The organism is Celeribacter sp. SCSIO 80838, assembly GCF_056498065.1.
This window is the reverse complement of the sequence record NZ_JAZKMA010000001.1, coordinates 2,559,318-2,578,014: the sequence shown is the minus strand read 5'-3', so window position 1 is coordinate 2,578,014 and position 18,697 is coordinate 2,559,318. Positions and strand designations below refer to the sequence as shown.

General features: G+C 61.6%; 20 protein-coding genes and 1 tRNA gene. 12 read left to right on the top strand and 9 right to left on the bottom strand.

Features of this window, described 5'->3' with window-relative positions; genetic code table 11:
* Positions 1-52: 52 nt before the first annotated feature.
* The 8 genes from V1475_RS12855 to V1475_RS12820 all read left to right on the top strand — a co-directional run bounded on the left by V1475_RS12855 (position 53) and on the right by V1475_RS12820 (position 6,029).
* Positions 53-616: a YceD family protein gene (locus V1475_RS12855; RefSeq protein WP_479413055.1), complete on the top strand. Its 564-nt coding sequence runs from the start codon at positions 53-55 to the stop codon at positions 614-616.
* A gap of 309 nt (positions 617-925) precedes the next feature.
* Positions 926-1,132 (top strand): 50S ribosomal protein L32, encoded by a 207-nt coding sequence (gene rpmF, locus V1475_RS12850; RefSeq protein ID WP_066701648.1) that lies wholly within the window; start codon positions 926-928, stop codon positions 1,130-1,132.
* Between the two features lie 24 nt (positions 1,133-1,156).
* Positions 1,157-2,311 carry a phosphate acyltransferase PlsX gene (gene plsX, locus V1475_RS12845; protein ID WP_434287425.1) on the top strand — a complete coding sequence of 385 codons (1,155 nt, stop codon included), beginning with the start codon at positions 1,157-1,159 and terminating at the stop codon, positions 2,309-2,311.
* A gap of 19 nt (positions 2,312-2,330) precedes the next feature.
* Positions 2,331-3,305, top strand: coding sequence for a beta-ketoacyl-ACP synthase III (locus V1475_RS12840; protein WP_479413054.1), 975 nt, complete (start codon positions 2,331-2,333; stop codon positions 3,303-3,305).
* A 140-nt stretch (positions 3,306-3,445) separates the two neighbouring features.
* Positions 3,446-3,745 carry an integration host factor subunit alpha gene (ihfA, locus tag V1475_RS12835; RefSeq protein WP_434287427.1) on the top strand — a complete coding sequence of 100 codons (300 nt, stop codon included), beginning with the start codon at positions 3,446-3,448 and terminating at the stop codon, positions 3,743-3,745.
* A 24-nt stretch (positions 3,746-3,769) separates the two neighbouring features.
* Positions 3,770-4,702, top strand: a complete 933-nt coding sequence (locus V1475_RS12830; protein WP_479413053.1) for a MerR family transcriptional regulator — start codon at positions 3,770-3,772, stop codon at positions 4,700-4,702.
* 80 nt (positions 4,703-4,782) lie between these two features.
* Positions 4,783-4,859 (top strand) — tRNA-Pro (locus V1475_RS12825).
* Between the two features lie 99 nt (positions 4,860-4,958).
* The gene (locus V1475_RS12820) at positions 4,959-6,029 is read left to right on the top strand and encodes a 2'-deoxycytidine 5'-triphosphate deaminase (protein ID WP_479413052.1); all 1,071 of its coding nucleotides are present in this window, start codon (positions 4,959-4,961) and stop codon (positions 6,027-6,029) included.
* A 27-nt stretch (positions 6,030-6,056) separates the two neighbouring features.
* Here the strand turns inward: V1475_RS12820 and V1475_RS12815 are convergent, their stop codons facing one another.
* The 9 genes from V1475_RS12815 to V1475_RS12775 form a co-directional block, all read right to left on the bottom strand.
* Positions 6,057-6,503, bottom strand: a complete 447-nt coding sequence (locus V1475_RS12815; protein WP_479413051.1) for a diguanylate cyclase domain-containing protein — start codon at positions 6,501-6,503, stop codon at positions 6,057-6,059.
* Positions 6,504-6,572: 69 nt separating this feature from the next.
* Positions 6,573-6,824, bottom strand: coding sequence for a hypothetical protein (locus tag V1475_RS12810; protein WP_434287430.1), 252 nt, complete (start codon positions 6,822-6,824; stop codon positions 6,573-6,575).
* A gap of 83 nt (positions 6,825-6,907) precedes the next feature.
* The gene (gene scpB, locus V1475_RS12805; RefSeq protein ID WP_479413050.1) at positions 6,908-7,543 is read right to left on the bottom strand and encodes an SMC-Scp complex subunit ScpB; all 636 of its coding nucleotides are present in this window, start codon (positions 7,541-7,543) and stop codon (positions 6,908-6,910) included.
* Positions 7,536-8,351, bottom strand: coding sequence for a segregation and condensation protein A (locus tag V1475_RS12800; protein ID WP_479413049.1), 816 nt, complete (start codon positions 8,349-8,351; stop codon positions 7,536-7,538). Before V1475_RS12800 ends, scpB begins: the two co-directional genes overlap by 8 nt.
* Positions 8,352-8,380: 29 nt before the next feature.
* Entirely contained in the window at positions 8,381-9,358 is a 978-nt protein-coding gene (locus V1475_RS12795; RefSeq protein ID WP_479413048.1) for a glycoside hydrolase family 3 N-terminal domain-containing protein, read from the bottom strand.
* Positions 9,359-9,370: 12 nt separating this feature from the next.
* Positions 9,371-10,558: an SPOR domain-containing protein gene (locus V1475_RS12790; protein ID WP_479413047.1), complete on the bottom strand. Its 1,188-nt coding sequence runs from the start codon at positions 10,556-10,558 to the stop codon at positions 9,371-9,373.
* Between the two features lie 141 nt (positions 10,559-10,699).
* Positions 10,700-12,418 carry an arginine--tRNA ligase gene (argS, locus tag V1475_RS12785; protein ID WP_479413046.1) on the bottom strand — a complete coding sequence of 573 codons (1,719 nt, stop codon included), beginning with the start codon at positions 12,416-12,418 and terminating at the stop codon, positions 10,700-10,702.
* 53 nt (positions 12,419-12,471) lie between these two features.
* A complete protein-coding gene (locus tag V1475_RS12780) occupies positions 12,472-14,439 on the bottom strand; it encodes a cation:proton antiporter (RefSeq protein WP_479413045.1) in 1,968 nt (655 codons plus the stop codon).
* A 33-nt stretch (positions 14,440-14,472) separates the two neighbouring features.
* Complete coding sequence (locus V1475_RS12775) at positions 14,473-15,645, bottom strand: deoxyguanosinetriphosphate triphosphohydrolase (RefSeq protein WP_479413044.1); 1,173 nt, start codon at positions 15,643-15,645, stop codon at positions 14,473-14,475.
* 158 nt (positions 15,646-15,803) lie between these two features.
* Here V1475_RS12775 and V1475_RS12770 point away from each other — a divergent pair, with 158 nt between their 5' ends.
* The 4 genes from V1475_RS12770 to V1475_RS12755 all read left to right on the top strand — a co-directional run bounded on the left by V1475_RS12770 (position 15,804) and on the right by V1475_RS12755 (position 18,671).
* Complete coding sequence (locus V1475_RS12770; protein ID WP_434287438.1) at positions 15,804-16,136, top strand: HesB/IscA family protein; 333 nt, start codon at positions 15,804-15,806, stop codon at positions 16,134-16,136.
* A gap of 245 nt (positions 16,137-16,381) precedes the next feature.
* Positions 16,382-16,741, top strand: a complete 360-nt coding sequence (locus V1475_RS12765) for a hypothetical protein (protein WP_479413043.1) — start codon at positions 16,382-16,384, stop codon at positions 16,739-16,741.
* A 297-nt stretch (positions 16,742-17,038) separates the two neighbouring features.
* On the top strand, positions 17,039-17,386 hold the full coding sequence (locus tag V1475_RS12760; protein WP_479413042.1) for a hypothetical protein: 348 nt from the start codon (positions 17,039-17,041) through the stop codon (positions 17,384-17,386).
* Between the two features lie 88 nt (positions 17,387-17,474).
* The gene (locus tag V1475_RS12755) at positions 17,475-18,671 is read left to right on the top strand and encodes a BaiN/RdsA family NAD(P)/FAD-dependent oxidoreductase (RefSeq protein ID WP_479413041.1); all 1,197 of its coding nucleotides are present in this window, start codon (positions 17,475-17,477) and stop codon (positions 18,669-18,671) included.
* The last annotated feature ends 26 nt before the right edge of the window (positions 18,672-18,697 follow it).

Genomic DNA, 18,697 nt, shown 5'->3' with positions numbered 1-18,697 from the left:
ATCCGTATCCGGCTTATAGAAACAGCGCCCGACGATCAAGGAGACTTCCACCATGGGACACGACGGCTTGAACAGCTGGGGCAGCCCGCTGCACCTGCGTGATCTTTCCGATGCGCATGCTCATGCCTTCCGCCTCGTACCTTCCAGCGAAGATCTGGAGGAAATGGCGACCACTCTGGGCCTCAGCTCGGTCCGCAAGCTCAAGTTCGAGGGCAAGCTGATCCCCGTCGGCAAGCGCGACTGGCGGCTTGAGGGCGAATTGGGTGCCACCGTTGTGCAGCCCTGTGTGGCCACTCTCGTCCCGGTCACGACCCGGCTCGATGTCCCGGTCAACCGCACCTATATCGCCGATCTGCACGAGGAATTTCACCCCGAGCAGGAGCTTGAGATGCCGGAGGACGACACGGTCGAGCCCCTGCCCGCCACGCTCCTGCTGTCCACCGTCGCCGAAGAGGCGCTGGCCCTCGCCGCCCCCGCTTACCCGCGCGCCGAAGGGGCGGAGCTGGGCGTCACCCAGTTCACCGAACCCGGCAAAGCGACGATGAGCGACGAGGACACCAAACCCTTCGCCGCCCTCAAAGCGCTCCGCGACAAGATCGGCAAAGACGGCGAATAAGCGGCGGAAATGGCGGCCCGAAAGCCGCTTTTATACCCCTCGAACAAAACACTTGCATGGAATCGCAAAGCGAGTATGTTCCCGGCCTCGCTTCCATGCACGTCTTTGACAGATCCGAGACGCGGATCAGACAAGAGCGCAGATAAAAATTATGGTGCAAACCATGGTTTACACTCTGCCCGCGAAGGCCTATGAAGCGCCAAAGTTTTCACCGGGCATGAGGCCCGGACTTGTATCAGGGGCATCCGCCCCGCCCACCAGAGGCACGGGATCGCAAGACCCCCTGCCCGTTGCTACCGAGGTTGAGACATGGCTGTCCCTCAGAATAGAGTTACCCGCTCCAAGCGGAACATGCGCCGCGCCCACGATGCTCTGGTCGCCGGCAACCCCGCCGAGTGCCCGAACTGCGGCGAGCTGAAACGCCCGCACCACGTGTGTGGCGCTTGCGGCCATTACGATGACCGTGAAGTCATCGCGCAGGCCGACGAGATCGACCTCGACGAAGACGCGGCGTAAGTCCGATTCCCGACTGGCGTTCTGATGAGCATGAGCCCGTCCGAGACTTCTTCCGGCACCTCTGCCCCGGTCACGGGACAGGGGTCCGGGCATAAGGAAACGGACAACAAGGGACGGCCTGACGTGCGCGATGGGGTTCAGATCACGCTTTCGATCGACGCCATGGGTGGCGATCGTGGACCGGCGGCAATTGTCGCCGGTATTGCGCGTTCTGCATCCAAGAATCCGGCCCTCAAATTTATCGTCCACGGCAACGGGGCCGAGCTTGAAAAGCTTGTCCGCAAACGCAAGGTGCTGCGTGATCGCGTCGAGATTCGCGACGTGCCGGGCGTCGTGACCATGCATGACAAGCCCTCGACCGCGATGCGCCGCACCGATACTTCGATGCGTTCCGCCATCGACGCGGTCAAAGACGGCGAGGCTCAGGCCTGCGTCTCCTGCGGCAACACCGGCGCATTGATGGCGACTTCGATGATCCGCCTGCGCAAGCTCGACGGCGTCAACCGCCCTGCCATTGCCTGTCTCTGGCCTTCCCGCAACGCACAAGGGTTCAACGTCATGCTCGACGTCGGCGCCGACATTCGGGCCGATGCGGGCGATTTGCTGCAATATGCAATGATGGGTGCCTCCTATGCGCGCAACGGGCTTGGACTTGAGACCCCGCGAGTCGGACTTCTCAATGTCGGCACCGAAGAGCACAAGGGCCGCGCCGAGCTGAAAGAAGCCAACGAGCTGATCGAGAACGCCTCCGGCATCGGCGGCTATAGCTTCAAGGGCTTCGTCGAAGGCGGCGATATTCCCGGCGACCGGGTGGACGTGATCGTCACCGACGGGTTCACCGGCAACATCGCGCTCAAGACCGGCGAAGGCACCGCGAAACTCGTGGGCGATCTTCTGAAGGAAGCGTTCAAGGCCACACCGCTGTCGCGTATCGCGGCACTTCTGGCCCTGACCTCTCTGAAACGCCTGCAAAAACGAATCGATCCGCGTCGGGTGAACGGCGGGGTCTTCCTCGGGCTCCGCGGCACCGTGGTCAAATCCCACGGCTCGGCCGACGCGACAGGTGTCTCCGCTGCGATCAAACTGGCCTATGAGCTGTCTGCTTCGGGCTTTACCGATCGTTTGGCGGCACGGGTTGCATCCGCCGTCGCCACATCGCAAAATGACGGAACGTCATAAATAACATAAGGCCTTGTCCATGACAGTCCGGGCAGTCGTCGCAGGCGTGGGGCACTATCTCCCCTCCCGCGTGGTCGAGAACGCAGAGTTCGAAAAAACCCTCGATACATCCGATGAATGGATCCGCACCCGTTCCGGGATCGAGCGGCGCCATTTCGCCGCCGAAGGGGAAACCACCTCCATGCTGGGGGCCGAGGCCGCGAAGGCCGCGCTCAAGGATGCGGGACTTGAGCCGTCGGACATCGACGCGGTGATCGTCGCCACCTCGACGCCGGATTTGACCTTTCCCTCCGTCGCCACGATGATTCAGAACGCGCTCGGCATGTCCTGTGGGTTTGCCTTCGACGTGCAGGCGGTCTGCGCAGGCTTCATCTATGCGCTGTCGAACGCCAACGCCCAGATCGTCTCCGGTCAGGCCAAACGCGTGCTCGTCATCGGCGCCGAGACCTTCTCGCGCATCATGGATTGGGAAGACCGTTCGACCTGCGTGCTCTTTGGCGACGGTGCCGGTGCACTTGTGCTTGAGGCCCGCGAAGGGGCCGGCACGCCTCAGGATCGCGGTATTCTCTCGGTCGATCTGAACTCCGACGGCAGCTACAAGGATATGCTCTATGTCGATGGCGGCGTGTCCACCACGGGCACGGCGGGCAAACTCCGCATGCAGGGCAATGCCCTGTTCCGTCAGGCGGTCCAGAAACTCGCCGAAACCGCCGAGACCGCCATTGGCAAAGCTGGGCTGACGCCAGAAGACATCGACTGGATCGTGCCGCATCAGGCCAATATCCGCATCATCGAAGGCACGGCGAAGAAGCTTGGCCATTCGATGGATCAGGTCGTTGTGACCGTTCAGGATCACGGCAATACCTCCGCCGCCTCCATTCCGCTCGCCATGTCGGTCGGCAAGGCGCGCGGCCAGATCAAGGAAGGCGATATCTGTGTCGCCGAGGCGATCGGTGGCGGGCTGGCCTGGGGCGCGGTGGTCATCCGGTGGTGATCCGCGGGTCACGCTGGGTCAGGCTTGCCTGACCTTTTCGGCAGGTTCCGGCGCCTCAACTGCCCCAGCCAAGTCATTGATATTGACGCAAGCTTGGCAAACTGCCACTCTCCGGGGCAATCATTCCGCAGGGGGAAAAAATGAACAAGACACTGACCCGTATGGATCTCAGCGAATCCGTGTTTCGCGAGGTTGGCCTGAGCCGCAATGAATCCGCGGCCCTCGTCGAAAGCGTGCTGGCGCATATTTCCGACGCGCTCGTCGAAGGCGAAACCGTCAAGATCTCGTCTTTCGGCACCTTCTCGGTGCGCGCGAAATCCGAGCGCGTCGGCCGCAACCCGAAGACCGGCGACGAAGCCCCGATCCCGGCACGCCGCGTCCTGACTTTCCGTCCTTCGCATCTGATGAAGGACCGCGTGGCGGCGGGCAACAAGTCGTAAATCCGCTTAAAGGTTTGATCTAAAATGGATAAATCACCGGACGCCTTCCGCACGATCAGCGAGGTTGCCGATTGGCTGGACACGCCCGCACATGTCCTGCGGTTTTGGGAAAGCCGGTTCACCCAAGTCAAACCTGTGAAACGCGCAGGCGGGCGGCGGTACTACCGCCCGGCCGATATGGCGCTTTTGGGTGGAATCAAGAAACTTCTGCATGACGATGGCATGACCATTCGCGGAGTGCAGAAACTCTTGCGTGAACATGGGGTGAAATATGTCGCCTCGCTCTCGCCGGAGATCGAGGGCATTGAGCCGATCAGCGCCCCCGCGCCGGAGCACAGTCCGATTCCCCCTGCGCCCTTCGCGCCCATGGCCGAAATGGTGCCGCAGGACGATTTTGACAGCCCCGAGCCGGAAGAGCGTGTGATTCCCTTTGCCCGCCCGGAGCCGATATCTGTTCCGACCCTGCCGATCACGGCCGTTCATGAGACGAAGGTGGAAGCCGAAGAGGTCACAGCGCACGAAAACACGGACCTCGAAGACCTCACCGCAGATGTCCTTGCCGAAGAGGCCATAGACACCGCGGGTGCCGAGACTGTCTTCGGCCAACAAACTGCCGAGATACCCTCCCCCCCGAAAGCGCCCCTTCCCGGTCAGGCCTCTTTCGACTTCGATCTCAGCCCCACGGTCGATCTGTTCGAGGAGCCCGATCTGATCGAGGCGGAGGATGAGATCGAAGAGACCTATGTCGCGCCAGAACTATCTGTTTTTGCTGCGCCGATGCCGCTCGGCGGCGATCTTGAGATTCCGGGAGATCCCTTGGACGAGGCGGATCTGGGGCCCGTCACCCCCGGCATTCTTGGCCAGTTGAACCATCGCCAGTTGCGCCATCTGCCACAGGCAGAGCTTGCCGCTCTGATGACCCGCGCCGCGGCCCTGCGCGCGCGGATGGCTGGCTGATCTGTCCTCGGAATTTGCGCCGATTTTGACAATTTAGCGCTTGCCCCCGCCACGGAAATCACTATGTAAAGGGTCCACGTCGGGCTATAGCGCAGCCTGGTAGCGCGTCCGTCTGGGGGACGGAAGGTCGCAGGTTCAAGTCCTGCTAGCCCGACCAAAACACCTCAAAACCGCTCGCGGCCTCTGGGCTTGCGGGCGGTTTTGCGTTAGAGCTTTCGGATATGAAACAAGACCTTGAGGGCTCTGGGAGGACGACATGGGTGTTTTGGCCGATCATGCCATTCGGGAGATGCTGACGCGCGGCGAGATTACGGCCAGCCCGGCGGTGATCGACGCGCAGGTGCAACCCGCCTCCCTTGATCTGCGGCTTGGCTCCCGCGCCTGGCGGGTCCGGGCCTCGTTTCTGGCAGGCGAAGGGCGCACCGTCGCCGAACGCCTCTCCGAATTTGAAATGCATCAGATCGACCTGACCGAGGGTGCGGTGCTCGAAAAGGGCTGCGTCTATGTCGTGCCTCTGATGGAACGCCTCGCCCTGCCCGACGGCATTCAGGCCGTGGCCAATGCCAAAAGCTCGACCGGGCGGCTCGATCTTCTGACCCGTCTTATCACCGATGAAGGTGTCGAATTCGACCGCATCGCACCCGGCTATGACGGGCCGCTTTTCGCCGAGATTTGCCCCCGCTCCTTCTCCGTTCTGGTGCGCCCCGGCATGCGACTCAATCAGGTGCGGTTCCGCGCCGGGCAATCGGTTTTGTCCGATGCCGAGCTGGAGGCACTCCATGCCGAGAGCCCGCTCGTCAATGGCACGGCGGTGATTGATCAGGGGCTGGGCTTTTCCGTCGATCTCGAACCCGCCGAGGGCGCTCTCGTCGGCTATCGCGCCAAGCCGCACACCGGGGTGATCGATCTCGACAACATCGGCTTTTACGACCCGGCGGACTATTGGGAGCCGATCTATTCCAAGACCGGCCAGATCATTCTCGATCCGGGGGCGTTCTATATTCTCGTCAGCCGTGAAGCCGTGCATATCCCGCCCGATTACGCCGCCGAAATGGCGCCTTATCTGGCGATGGTGGGCGAATTCCGGGTGCATTACGCGGGCTTTTTCGATCCCGGTTTCGGCAATGCGGCGGCGGGCGGCGAAGGCGCGCGCGGCGTGCTCGAAGTGCGCTGCCACGAGGCGCCCTTTGTGCTGGAACATGGGCAGATCGTTGGCCGTCTGGTCTACGAGCGCATGGAAAGCCGCCCGGATCGGCTTTACGGTGCCGATCTCGCCTCGAACTATCAGGGCCAGGGCCTCAAGCTTTCGAAACATTTCCAGGGCTGATTCCGGGGCTGAGGCGACCGCCATCGTTCAGTGCAGCGCAAAACCTGAGGGGATCACATCTTCCACGGTTTTTCCTCTCTCGGACACGGGTGTTTCGCTGCATTGCACCTGATTGCGGCCGTTCGATTTGGCAGTGTAAAGCGCGGTATCGGCCTTTTGGATCGCCTGCTCCAGCGTATCCTCGTTCATTTTCCGATCATAAACCGTCACGCCAAGGGACAGGGCGATCGGCTCCCGCTCGCCCTTGTTGTCCCATCCAACATGTGCCGCCACCGCCCTGCGCAGCACCTGTGCCATGCTCATGGCCTGAGGCGGGTCGGCCTTATCCTGAAACCCGCCAATGTAATCGCGCACCGCGCGCCGGTTCATCAGCCCGGCCAGCCGTGCGAGCAAGGATTGCAGGCGCAGAGCGGCGACAGCGGGATCATAAGACAGACCCTCAGTCGCGCGCCGGGGCGCTCCGCTCCTCAACACGGGCCCCCCTCTCCGACGGAAAGATCAGCCACACCGCCCGCGCAGGACAGAAGACTCGTCACAACCACCCTAGAATTTTCCGATTCGCCGACTCATCCGGGCAATTTTTTTCGCCCGCTGTACGGTGTCCTTGCTCTGTTTCGCCAAGCGCGCCTGATCCGCCTTCTGCTCCGGGGTCATTTCATCCCCCGGCACGGTCTTGGCACCACGGCGTTTTGCAAGGCTCTTGGTTCCCGCATCGATCCCGGCGTTGACCCCCTTGTTCACAAGGGTGCGCACGAAGCGGTTCACGATCATCGAGATCAATCTGTCCAAATTCATACTGAGCTTCCCTTATGTTTCACAAACTTGGTTAGCGCCGGAATAAGGTCATTCCGCGGCACGCACACGAAAACTCTGTACCCTCAGGCCTCGTCCTCAAACAGATCATCCTGATCCTCGTCCACATCACGCTCCTCGTCGAGCCCCGGCATCGGACGGCTTTCCAGAAGCCCGGCCGCCCGCAATTCTTTAACCCCTGGCAGATCGCGCGCTGTCTCGAGACCGAAGTGATCGAGAAAGGCGGGCGTCACCACATAGGTGACAGGACGCCCCGGCGACATCCGCCGCCGCCCGAAACGAATCCATTCCAGCTCTATGAGCTGATCGAGCGTACCGCGCGACACGGAGACGCCGCGGATTTCCTCGATCTCGGCCCGGGTGCAAGGCTGATGGTAGGCGATGATCGCAAGCGTTTCAATCGCGGCGCGGCTGAGTTTGCGGGTCTCGGTGGTTTCCTTTTGCATCAGAAAGCCCAGATCGGGCGCGGTGCGGATCGCCCAGGCCTCGCCCACGCGTACCACGCGCACGCCGCGCCCCTCGTAGCGTTTCTGCAAAAGCTCAACCGCCGCTTTCGGATCGCAACCATGCGGCATCCGTCCCGCCAGATCGGCGATCGTCACCGGATCAGCGGCGGCAAAGAGCACGGCCTCGACCATCCGCTCCTGTTCGGCCAAAGGCGGCGCCGCAAACAGGCTCTCCTCAAAATGCTCCTCAGCCATTGTCACTCCGTGATGTTCTGATCTGCCGGGCCTTGATCTGGATCGGCTCGAAGGTGCCGCCCTGACGAATTTCGATCTGCCCCTGTTTTGCAAGCTCCAAAGAGGCCGCAAAAGTCGCCGCCGTCGCCGAGCGGCGTTTCTTGGGATCGAGCGCCCAGCCCTCGGGCAGATAGCTCGAGAGATCCGCCCATTCGACCGCATAGGGGATCAGGTAACGCAGCTTTTCGAGCGCCTGCTCCATCGACAGGATCGCCTCGCGGTCCAGAACGAAGGGCCGGAACTCGTCCTTGGTCCGAACCCGCGCATAGGCCTGCATCAGGTCGAGAAGACTGGCCGTATAGGTCACATTGCGCAACCTCTGCACCGCTTCGGGAATGCCACGGGCAAAGAAATCCCGGCCCTTCTGATCGCGCGCCATGAGTTTGGCGGCGGCCTCGCGCATCGCCTCCAAACGTTGCAACTGAAAGGCAAGATGCGCGGCCAGTTCTTCGCCCGAAGGTCCGTCGTCGGTGGGATCGGGCGGCAACAGGAGTCGCGATTTCAGAAACGCCAGCCACGCCGCCATCACCAGGTAATCGGCGGCCAGTTCGATCCGAAGCTCCTTGGCCTTCTCGACGAAGAGCAGATATTGCTGCGCCAGATGCAGGATCGAGATTTTCATCAAATCGACCTTCTGCGTGCGCGACAGTTGCAGCAAAAGATCGAGCGGCCCCTCGAACCCGTCGACATCCACGATCAAGGCCTCTGCGGCGAGGCGTTCCTCGACCGACAGGATATCGCTGATGTCAAACTGATCTGGATCGGCCATCGGGCCCTCTTCAGGAGTACGGCGTTAAGTCAGGAGGCTAAAAATTCGTCCGCCAGAGCGTCCGTGTCAATGGGCACATAGGCGGGACGGCTGTCAGCCGCCCGGTCCGCACGGGCCTGTGCCCCATCCGTCATCAGGCCGAGCGCCGCGACCTCTTCCATATCCGCCAGATTGCCGTTGCAATGCAGCACGAGATCGCAGCCTGCTTTGAGTGCCACATCACCACGTTCCCGCACCGTGCCCTGAAGCGCCCCCATGGAAATATCGTCGGTCATCAACAGGCCCTGAAAGCCGATCTCTTCACGGATCACCCGGATCGCCTCGGGGCTTTGCGTCGCCGGACGGTCGGGGTCGATCACATCCATGATAATATGCGCCGACATGCCCATGCTCAGATCGTTCAGGGCCTTGAAGGGCGCGAAATCCGCGTCCAAAGCGGCGCGCGAGGCCATCACGCGCGGCAGACCCTTATGGCTGTCCACCGTGCCGCGGCCATGGCCCGGCAGGTGTTTCATCACCGGCGCAACCCCGCCCGCCGCCATACCTTCGACCAGAGCGCGGCCCATGCGGGCCACCATCATAGGGTCCTCGGAGAAACAGCGGTTGTGCAGGAAAGGATGGGTATCGGGGCGCGCCACATCGAGACCTGGGACGCAGTTCACATCGATCCCGACGCTGTGCAAATCCTCCGCCAAAAGCCGCCCGCGCAGCCAGAGGGCGCGTTCGGCATCATGCGCCTTTTCCACTTGTTCGAAGGGCGGCAGGAATTCGCGCCAATGCGGCGCGCGCATGCGTTGCACCCGGCCACCTTCCTGATCGATCAGGATCGGCGCATCTCGGCCCACCGCGTCGCGCAGGGTGCCGGTCAAGGTCCGAAGCTGCTCCGGGTCAGCCACATTTCTGGCAAAAAGAATAAATCCCCAAGGGTTAGAGGACCTAAAGAATTCAATTTCCGAAGATGTGAGGACAAGTCCCTCACAGCCAAGGATAAATGCGCCCTGCCCCATGGGTTTCGACGCTCAGCGCTGAACCGTCGGCGTGCAGGCCGCGTTCATCGAGGTCATCGCAGCACAGAAGCGGTTCGCGTCCGAGGCATCCGCAAACCCGTAGGCGCGCAGGCGATAGAAGGTCTTGCCACCGCTTTCCGCCTTCTCGATCACACGGGTCTTCCCGTCCATGAGATCGGTGAACCGCCCGGTCAGGCGCTCCCATTCGGACCGCGCCACTTCTGCCGACTGATAGGCGCCGAATTGCACCAGACGGCTGCCCTCGGGCACATCCTCCGGAGCCATTTCCACACTCTCGGCGGCACCAAGCGCGGCGAGAATATCACCGGCCACCCCGTCGAGGCTCGCACCGCCCTGCTTAGCGGCCAAAGACGCGAGCCGCACCGGGCGCGGTTTCGGCATGGGAACGGGGATCGCATTGACCGCGGGCGTGTCCGCAAGCAATTCGGGTTCTTCCGCGGCCACCGTTTCGACCTCCTCAAGCTCCAGCGGCTCTTCGTCTACGGCCACTTGCTCAAGCGGGGTTGCGGGAGGTTGCACCTCATAGGCAGAACCGGACGGCTCATAAGAGCTTAGCACCGGCTGGATATGCGCCATCGGCTGATCTTCCTCAGACAGGTTTGCCGCGGCGGGCGCAAGCACATAGCTGTCGGCGGGCGGCGCGGCGGAGCCATCGGCGGTCACGGAATTGACCGCAAGCCCTTGGTGCATCGCCAGTTGCCCGCCCGGTTCGTCAGGCAGGACGCGCGCAGCCCCTTCGATCGCGCGGATCACCGGAACGCCGGTCACATCGCGCACCATCAGCTTGTAGCCCCAGATACCGAGACCGAGGATCAGCGCGAGAGAGATGATTGCGCCGCCCCATTGTGCAGGCCCCAGATGCGGGCGCTCGGACACCTCTTCGGGCAGCATATCCGTGGTGTCATAGACATAGGCCGGACCGGCCTCGTAAGAAGCGCGCGGGTCCTGAAATCCGGTTGCGGTCGTGCGCGGCGACTGTTGCTCAAAATGCACATGTCCATCGGCAAAAAGACGGTCCGCATCGGGCCTCTGACGCAACTCGGGATGACCGTAACCTGGATTATGCGTCCCGCGCGTCACCTGCGGCTCGGGTCGCTGCCAGTGATTGTCATAGGAAGAATAACCGTCAGCCTGGGGCGACGCATAGCCCATACGGGGGCCGTTCGACACGTCCTGCATTCTCTTCGCCTCACTCTTTTCCCGCTTTGTTTTCTGCGAGTTATCAACTGCTCTTGAGAGGCCGCATGAGGATCTTTTGCCCTCGTTTCCTACGGCCCCTCACGGGGTCATTTGCCCACTTTCCGCCTGTGCCGGACAGGTTCAGCGCATCTCGGTCATGGGTTCGACCCCAAGGATACCAAGACCTGCGGAAATCACAACGGCCACGGCACGCGGCAGGGCGATTTTTGCCGCCGACAGGTCGGCGTCGTCATGCAGGAAGCGCAGCGCCTCGTTCTCGTTGCCCTTGTTCCAGAGCGCGTGGAAGTCGGAGGCCAGCTCATAGAGATAGAAGGCAATCCGGTGCGGTTCGTGGCCTTTGGCAGCAATCTCGACCTGACGCGGGAAGTCGGCGATCTTGCGCGCCACCGCGATCTCGGCCGGGTCGTCGAACTTCGGCGTATTGCTCAGCGTCACACCCTGCTCCGCAGCCTTGCGCAGCACAGAATGCACCCGCGCGTTGGCATATTGCACATAGAACACCGGGTTGTCTTTCGACTGCTCCAGCACCTTGTCGAAATCGAAATCCAAGGGCGCGTCGTTCTTGCGGGTCAGCATGATGAAGCGCGTGACATCCTTGCCCGCCTGCTCGACCACATCGCGCAGCGTCACAAAAGTGCCCGCACGTTTCGACATCTTGAACGGCTCACCGTTCTTGAAGAGTTTCACAAGCTGGATCAGCTTGATGTCACACTCGACCTTGCCATCGGACAGGGCCGACACAGCCGCTTTCATCCGCTTGACATAGCCGCCATGGTCGGCGCCGAACACGTCGATGATGCCGTCATAGCCGCGTTTCACCTTGTCGTAGTGATAGGCGATATCGGGGGCGAAATAGGTCCAGGAGCCGTCAGATTTCTTCACCGGACGGTCGACATCGTCGCCATGTTCGGTGGATTTGAACAGCGTCTGCTCGCGCGGCTCCCAATCCTCGGGCGTTTTGCCTTTCGGCGGCTCCAGAACGCCCTCGTAGATCAGCCCCTTGTCGTCGAGCTCTTTCAGAGCCGCTTCGATCAACCCGGTGCCATAGAGCGATTTCTCGGAGAAGAAATTGTCCATCTTAACGCCCAGAAGCGCGAGATCGCCCCGGATCATCTCCATCATCTCGCCGGTGGCGAATTCGCGCACCTCGTCGATCCATTGCTCCTCGGGCGTGTTGAGCAGGCGCTCACCGTATTTCGCCTTCATCGCTTCGCCGACCTGCTTGAGGTAATCGCCCGGATACATGCCCTCGGCGATCTCCGGGTTCAGCCCATTGGCCTCGCGATAGCGTTCAAAGGCGGAGCGCGCCAGCACATCGACCTGCGCGCCGCCATCGTTGATGTAATATTCGCGCGTCACGGCAAAGCCCGCGAAATCCAGAAGGGACGCCAGAGCATCGCCAAACACCGCGCCACGGGTATGGCCCACATGCATCGGCCCCGTCGGGTTGGCGGAGACATATTCGACGTTGATCTTCTTGCCCGCGCCCATGGTCGAGCGGCCATAACCCTCAGCCGTCAGAACGCCCTCGACGAGCCCGCTCCAGACGCCTTCTGCCAGCTGCAGGTTGATGAACCCCGGCCCCGCCACATCGACCGTCGCCACGCGCGGATCGGCGGCGAGTTTCTCGGCCAGCTTGCCCGCGATCTCCCGCGGGTTGGCCTTGGCGGGTTTCGCCAGAACCATCGCGGCATTGGTCGCCATATCGCCATGCAGCGGATCGCGCGGCGGCTCCACCGCCACGTTGACAAAATCGAGCCCCTCGGGCAGCGCGCCCTCGGCGGTCAGCGCCGCAAGGCTGTCGATCACAAGGACACGGATATCGGCGAACAGGTTCATGACGTCTCTCTATCGTATAGCTTGGCGCGGGTTTACCACGCATGTGGCCAAGGTCAACGGGCTTGACCGTCGACACTCTTCTCAGGGGCTTTCTCTGGGGCCTGCTCCGGCGGAACAAGCGCCACAAGCTTGACCCCGGCGCCCATCCGCCCGCGCGCCGCATTGACCCGCAGATCGGTGCGCCGCCGCTTCAAGGCCTCCCGCGCCGTCTCGCGTTGGTCTTCCGGCAGAGCCTCGATCGCCGCCTCAGCCCGGCGCGGGAACAGCAGTTCGGCATCTTCCTGCAAGAACCGCTTGAACACCCCGCCCAAAACCATCCGCCCGAGCAAAAGCGCGTGCGGGCGATCCTCTTTCCATTGATCGAAACCGTAATCCTCGGTCAGCGGCGTAGCGGTGATCCGCCAGCCCTGCTTCATCAGCTCCTCAAGCTCGCCAAAGGTCTTGCCCGCGCCAAAAGGCCGCCCGCCCAGTTGCGAGGGCAACGAATGACGCGCCTTCTCACCTTTTTCGCGGGCGATTTGCCAGACCTGATCGCGACCGAACTCGGACCCGAAATCGGTGGCGACGAGCGTGTTATAGGCGTCATTCTCGGTGGCGGCGATCAGCGTCTCGAAGGACAGGATTTCCAGACTGTCCTCCGCCGCCTCGCCCAGAATATCGCCGTAAAACACCGGCAACCCCGCCGTGCGCGGTCGCAAAAGCCGCGCATGGTTTGGATCGGCGACCAAAACCGGCACCTCCTCACGCTTCAAAAGCTCGCCCAAAGCCGTGGTGAACCGCGACCCGCCAAGGATCAAAACGCCGGGCCGGCCTTTGGACGCCAGCCCCAAAGCGCGCGCCACAGGCCCCAGCGTAAACCCATGCAGCACCACGGTTGCCAGCACCAGAACAAAGGCCAAAGGCCCGATCACCGAGCCATCGCCCACACCCGCCTGCGCCAGACGTTCGCCAAAAAGCCCCGCCACAGCCACCAAAACCACCCCGCGCGGGCCGGTGAGCGCAATCAAAAGCTTCTCGTTGCGTGGCAGCCCGGTGCCAATCAGCGAAATCAAAACCGTCAAAGGCCGCGCCACCAAAATCACCAGCGCCACGAACAGCCCCGCGCGCCATGTGAGTTGCCCGAGAGAGGCGAAATCCATCGAGGAGGCCAGAAGGATGAACACACCCGAGACCAAAAGGATCGTGGCATGTTCCTTGAACCGGCGCAGCTCTTCGAAAGACGGCAGATCGGCATTGGCGATGATCAGCCCCATCACCGTCACGGCCAAAAGTCCGCTTTCATGCAGCATCATATTGGGAAAGGCAAAGGTCGCCAGAAGCGTGGCAAACAGCACCGGAACCTTCATATATTCCGGCACAAACGCCCGCCGAAACGCGTAAGAAATCGCCGCTCCCGCCGCGATGCCAACGGCCATGGCGATGGCAATCCCCACGCCCAGCTGGGTCAAAGCGGCGGGCAGGCTCTCCGCCTCGCGCCCCACAAGCACGAATTCAAACGCCAGAACCGCCGCCAAAGCCCCGACCGGATCGTTGACGATGGCCTCCCATTGCAACAGGTTCGCCGGGCGTTTCTGCAATTTCGCCTGCCGCAGCAATGGCGCGATCACCGTCGGCCCGGTCACCACCATAATGCCGCCGAACACCGCCGAGGCCTCCCACCCGAGCCCCGCGCCCCAATGCAGCGCCGCCGAAGACAGAAACCATCCCAAAGGCGCACCGATGACCACCAGCCGCATCACGCCCTTCTTCGCATCGCCAAGCTTGTGCAGATCGAGCGTCAGCCCGCCCTCAAACAGGATCACCGCCACCGCGAGCGAAATCAAAGGCTGCACCAAAGTGCCCAGATCGCGCGCCGGGTCGAACACGCCCAGCACCGGCCCGACCACCAACCCGGCGGCCAGCATCAGAACGATCGCGGGCAGCTTCAGCCGCCACGCAAGCCACTGCGCCCCGACGCCCAAAACGCCCACAAGTGCAAAGGCCTCCACCGCGCCCAGTCCCGTTCCTGTTCCCGTCGCCATGCCGCTGTTTCCTTTGTGCCGCAAATACTCAGATCAGGTGCAGAGCCGCTCATATTCCTGAATGGCAAACCGGTCCGTCATCCCGGCAACATAATCCAGAACGAGGCGCGCAAGTTCCGTGTCGCTTTGCACATCGTCAACTTCGTGCCGCCAGTCCGCGGGCAAAAGCTCCGGGTGTTCCATGAACAGCGGGAACAGCGTATTGACCATTTCGGTGACGCGCTTGCGTTCTTTCACGACCGAAGGAGCGCGATACATCCGCTTGAACAAAAAGGATTTAATCGCCTTGAGGTTCTGAAAGAACGGCTTCGAAAACCGGATGATCGTCCGATCCATATCGCGAATGTCCTGCGCACATTCCGGCTTGGCGCTTTCCAGCCGATTGGTGGCAATCGCGATCACATCCTCGACCATATAGCCGAAAATCCGCCGGAGCGCCTCATGATCGCGCCGGTTGCGCTCCAGCCCCGGATAGAGCCGGTCGACCTCCTCATAGGCCGGCCCCGTCAATGGCAATTCCATCAGGTCTTCGGCGGTAAAAAGCCCCGCGCGCAACCCGTCGTGCAGGTCGTGGTGATTGTAGGCCACATCGTCGGCAATCGCCGCCACCTGCGCCTCGGCACTGGCAAAGGTGTGCAGCTCCAGATCGAACTGGTCGTTCACCTCCTTGAGCGCATAGGGCAAGGGCGCGTCGTCCGGGTGTTTTTTCTTGTCGGCATTGGGGCCGATGATCGGCCCGTTGTGCTTGGCGATGCCCTCAAGGCTCTCCCATGTCAGGTTCAGCCCGTCAAAGGTCGCATAATGCCGCTCCAGTTTGGTGACGATCCGAAGCGCCTGGGCGTTGTGATCGAAGCCGCCATAAGGCGCCATCAGAAGCTCAAGGGCGTCCTCGCCGGTGTGGCCAAAGGGCGAATGCCCCAGATCATGCGCCAGCGCCACGGCTTCGGCCAGCCCCTCGTTCAACCCCAAAGCCCCCGCAAGCGTGCGCGCCACCTGCGCCACCTCAATCGAATGGGTCAGCCGCGTGCGGTAATAATCGCCCTCATGTTCGACAAAGACCTGCGTCTTGTGTTTCAACCGGCGAAAGGCCGAGGAATGGATGATCCGGTCGCGGTCACGCTGAAACGGCGAGCGAAAGGTCGAAAGCTCTTCGGGGTAAAGCCGTCCACGCGTTTCAAAAGGCTGGGTCGCATAGGGTTTTAACATCTGCTCTTCCCGGAAGCCATCGCTTCCGTCCTCATGGCTGTCTTGTCGCTGTTCCTTGTGAGGACTATATTGTGCCCAGCACTCCGCGACAAACAGATGACGCGGGAAAATCGCAATAACCGGCTGTTTTTTCAGCCTGAACACCCGGGAATGACAGCATGACCCTCACCTTGCCGCCGAAAGTGACCGATCGCGCCTATGCGCGGCTGGCCGAGATCAACGAAATGACCGGCGAGAGCAAGGCTCTGCGCGTGGCCATCGAGGGGGGCGGCTGTTCCGGCTTTCAATATGACATCACGCTCGATGAGCCCGCCTCCGACGACGTGGTGCTCAAGGGCGAAGGCGGCGTCGTGGTGATCGACCCGGTGTCCCTGCCCTTTCTGGAAAATGCCACCATCGACTTTACCGAGGAGCTGATCGGCGCGCGGTTCGTGATCGACAACCCCAATGCCACCGCGTCCTGCGGCTGCGGCGTGTCGTTTTCGATGTAACGCGACCGGGATTTCGAGTGTCGTGATCGGGGAGATCTTCGGATCTCCCTTTTTCTTTGGCGTTTCGCCATTCTCTCCCCCGCAGCAATCACGAAACCACACACGCAAAGTCACGAGAGAGGCGCGTTCTTGTGACATATCAAACCCTTACAATCCGTCTACGTAGAGTACATCTGCCTATCACACAGACGGACCCGAAGTTCTTCCCGTTCCGCCTCTAACGCCTTTCTGGAAAGGATAAGACAATGACCTTCAATTCCGTAAAAACCCTGACCGCCGCCGCCCTTCTCGCTGTCGCCACCTCCGGCGCAGCCTTCGCGGCCAACATGGATTACAACTACATCGTCCCTGGTGAGATCCAGAGCCTGACTTCCGTTATCAACCTCGACCTGGTCCGCGCCTCCGAAGCAGGCACAGTGTCGATCTACGACTATTCGAACGGCACACAAGGCGCGCTTCTCGGGACGGCCGAAGTTCATGCCGGCGCCAACGCCAACGTGAAAGTGGAGCTTGCCCCGAACGTGGCTCAAAAAGCGCTCGTGGTCCTGAGCGAACAGGGCGCGCCGGTCGCGACCTCCACGCTGCACAATCTCGACAAGATGTAAGATCGCATCTCACGACAGATAAATAACCGGCATGACCGTCAGAAAAGCCCCGAAAGGGGCTTTTCGCGTCTCTGGCCACACAGAAAACCTGTCGTTTTACGCACATTATTTAAATTTCCGCTGCGCGCACATGCACAAGACACTGCGCAACAGATCACACACGAAACCGTCACTTTTCACGCGCAATCTTGTGATCTTTCAACCCCTTACTCTCTCCCGCCAAGACCCCATATGAGACGGGACGACGGACAGGCCACGCGCTTCACGCGGGCTGTCTCACAAAAAAGGACCAAAACTATGACCATTCATTCCATGAAAACCATTGCCGCCGCCACGCTTCTGGCCGTTGCCGGTTCCGCAGCTTTCGCGGGCACGAATTACATCAAAGTGGGCGAGGCCCAGAACACCAACTCCGGGGTGACGCTTGAACTTGTGCGCGCCGAGGCCAACGGCATGATCTATGCCTATGACATCAAAACCGGTACCGACGGCAAAGTGCTCGGCTCCGCCCCGGTCAAGGCTGGCACCAACACTCATGTACGCGTGAACTTCGACACGCCTGCCATGAGCGATGTCTTGACCGTACTTTATGTCGGCGACACCACCAACCCGGCGGCCAGTGCGCGAGTACAAGAAAACAATTAATCCTTCAGCCACACGATCTTTCAAAAGGCCCCCGTACGGGGCCTTTTCGCTGCTTGCAATCACGCGTCCGTCCTGATCAAACCGGGCCATGGAGCATGTCGATACGATCATTCTGGGCGCAGGTGCCGCAGGCCTGTTCTGTGCGGGTTTTGCAGCCGCGCGAGGTGGTTCCGTGCTTGTGGTCGACCATGCCAAACGTCCGGCGGAAAAGGTGCGCATCTCCGGCGGCGGGCGCTGCAATTTCACCAATCTCTACGCCGAAGCGGGAAACTACCTCTCCGGCAACCCGCATTTCGCCAAATCGGCGCTGGCACGCTACACGCAATGGGATTTCATCGACCTTTTGGCCCGTTACGGCATCACATGGCATGAGAAAAACCCCGAAAAAGCGTTGGGACAGTTGTTTTGCGACGGCAAATCGACGGCCATTGTCGAGATGCTGCTCTCTGAGGCCCGCGCCGCTGAAATCCGGCTGGAAACCACCGTCGATGAGATCGCCCATGACGGCACACGGTTTCGCCTGAACCTCTCCGGTCGTTCCACCACCTGTCGTCATCTCGTTGTCGCCACGGGTGGCAAGTCGATCCCGAAAATGGGCGCGACCGGGCTTGGCTATCAGATCGCCACCCAATTCGGCCTTCCCGTGACCGACACCCGCCCCGGCCTCGTGCCCCTGACCTTCGCCCCCCATGAGCTCGACTGGATCGCACCACTCGCGGGCACGGCGGTCGACGCGCGGGTCTCCGCCAATGGTACGTCCTTCGACGAGGCGCTTTTGTTTACCCATCGCGGACTGTCCGGCCCGTCGATCCTGCAAATCTCCAATTACTGGCGCGAGGGCGACGCAATCACGGTCGATCTTTTGCCGCGGCAAAACGCTTTCGATGCCCTGAAATCCGCCCGCGCGGACAACGGCCGTCGCCAGATGCAAACCGCCCTCGCGACGTTGTTTCCCACAAAGCTTGCGCAGGCGCTTGCGGAGAAATTCGCGCTCAGCGGCAACCTCGCCGACCAGTCCGACAAGGCCCTGCAAGCCGTGGCGGACCAACTCCACGGCCTCACCCTCAAACCCACCGGATCGGAGGGCTACCGCACCGCCGAAGTCACATTGGGCGGCGTCGACACCGATGCGCTCTCGTCGAAAACCATGGCGGCCAAATCCGTCCCCGGCCTCTATTTCATCGGCGAGGTGGTGGATGTGACCGGCTGGCTCGGCGGCTATAATTTCCAATGGGCCTGGGCCTCGGCGGCGGCGGCCGGACGGGCCATTGCCGACAAAGGCTAAGCCCCCTACAAAGGGGCAAAAGAGGG

Excerpts from the sequence above, each read along its gene's own strand:
- V1475_RS12760 (WP_479413042.1), top strand. The coding sequence starts at position 17,039 with ATGACCATTCATTCCATGAAAACCATTGCCGCCGCCACGCTTCTGGCC.
- V1475_RS12840 (WP_479413054.1), top strand. The coding sequence starts at position 2,331 with ATGACAGTCCGGGCAGTCGTCGCAGGCGTGGGGCACTATCTCCCCTCC.
- V1475_RS12795 (WP_479413048.1), bottom strand. The coding sequence starts at position 9,358 with ATGGGGCAGGGCGCATTTATCCTTGGCTGTGAGGGACTTGTCCTCACA.
- V1475_RS12755 (WP_479413041.1), top strand. The coding sequence starts at position 17,475 with ATGGAGCATGTCGATACGATCATTCTGGGCGCAGGTGCCGCAGGCCTG.
- argS (WP_479413046.1), bottom strand. The coding sequence starts at position 12,418 with ATGAACCTGTTCGCCGATATCCGTGTCCTTGTGATCGACAGCCTTGCG.
- V1475_RS12810 (WP_434287430.1), bottom strand. The coding sequence starts at position 6,824 with ATGAATTTGGACAGATTGATCTCGATGATCGTGAACCGCTTCGTGCGC.
- V1475_RS12800 (WP_479413049.1), bottom strand. The coding sequence starts at position 8,351 with ATGGCCGATCCAGATCAGTTTGACATCAGCGATATCCTGTCGGTCGAG.
- rpmF (WP_066701648.1), top strand. The coding sequence starts at position 926 with ATGGCTGTCCCTCAGAATAGAGTTACCCGCTCCAAGCGGAACATGCGC.
- V1475_RS12765 (WP_479413043.1), top strand. The coding sequence starts at position 16,382 with ATGACCTTCAATTCCGTAAAAACCCTGACCGCCGCCGCCCTTCTCGCT.
- plsX (WP_434287425.1), top strand. The coding sequence starts at position 1,157 with ATGAGCATGAGCCCGTCCGAGACTTCTTCCGGCACCTCTGCCCCGGTC.
- V1475_RS12780 (WP_479413045.1), bottom strand. The coding sequence starts at position 14,439 with ATGGCGACGGGAACAGGAACGGGACTGGGCGCGGTGGAGGCCTTTGCA.
- V1475_RS12775 (WP_479413044.1), bottom strand. The coding sequence starts at position 15,645 with ATGTTAAAACCCTATGCGACCCAGCCTTTTGAAACGCGTGGACGGCTT.
- V1475_RS12770 (WP_434287438.1), top strand. The coding sequence starts at position 15,804 with ATGACCCTCACCTTGCCGCCGAAAGTGACCGATCGCGCCTATGCGCGG.
- V1475_RS12830 (WP_479413053.1), top strand. The coding sequence starts at position 3,770 with ATGGATAAATCACCGGACGCCTTCCGCACGATCAGCGAGGTTGCCGAT.
- V1475_RS12790 (WP_479413047.1), bottom strand. The coding sequence starts at position 10,558 with ATGCAGGACGTGTCGAACGGCCCCCGTATGGGCTATGCGTCGCCCCAG.
- scpB (WP_479413050.1), bottom strand. The coding sequence starts at position 7,543 with ATGGCTGAGGAGCATTTTGAGGAGAGCCTGTTTGCGGCGCCGCCTTTG.
- ihfA (WP_434287427.1), top strand. The coding sequence starts at position 3,446 with ATGAACAAGACACTGACCCGTATGGATCTCAGCGAATCCGTGTTTCGC.
- V1475_RS12820 (WP_479413052.1), top strand. The coding sequence starts at position 4,959 with ATGGGTGTTTTGGCCGATCATGCCATTCGGGAGATGCTGACGCGCGGC.
- V1475_RS12855 (WP_479413055.1), top strand. The coding sequence starts at position 53 with ATGGGACACGACGGCTTGAACAGCTGGGGCAGCCCGCTGCACCTGCGT.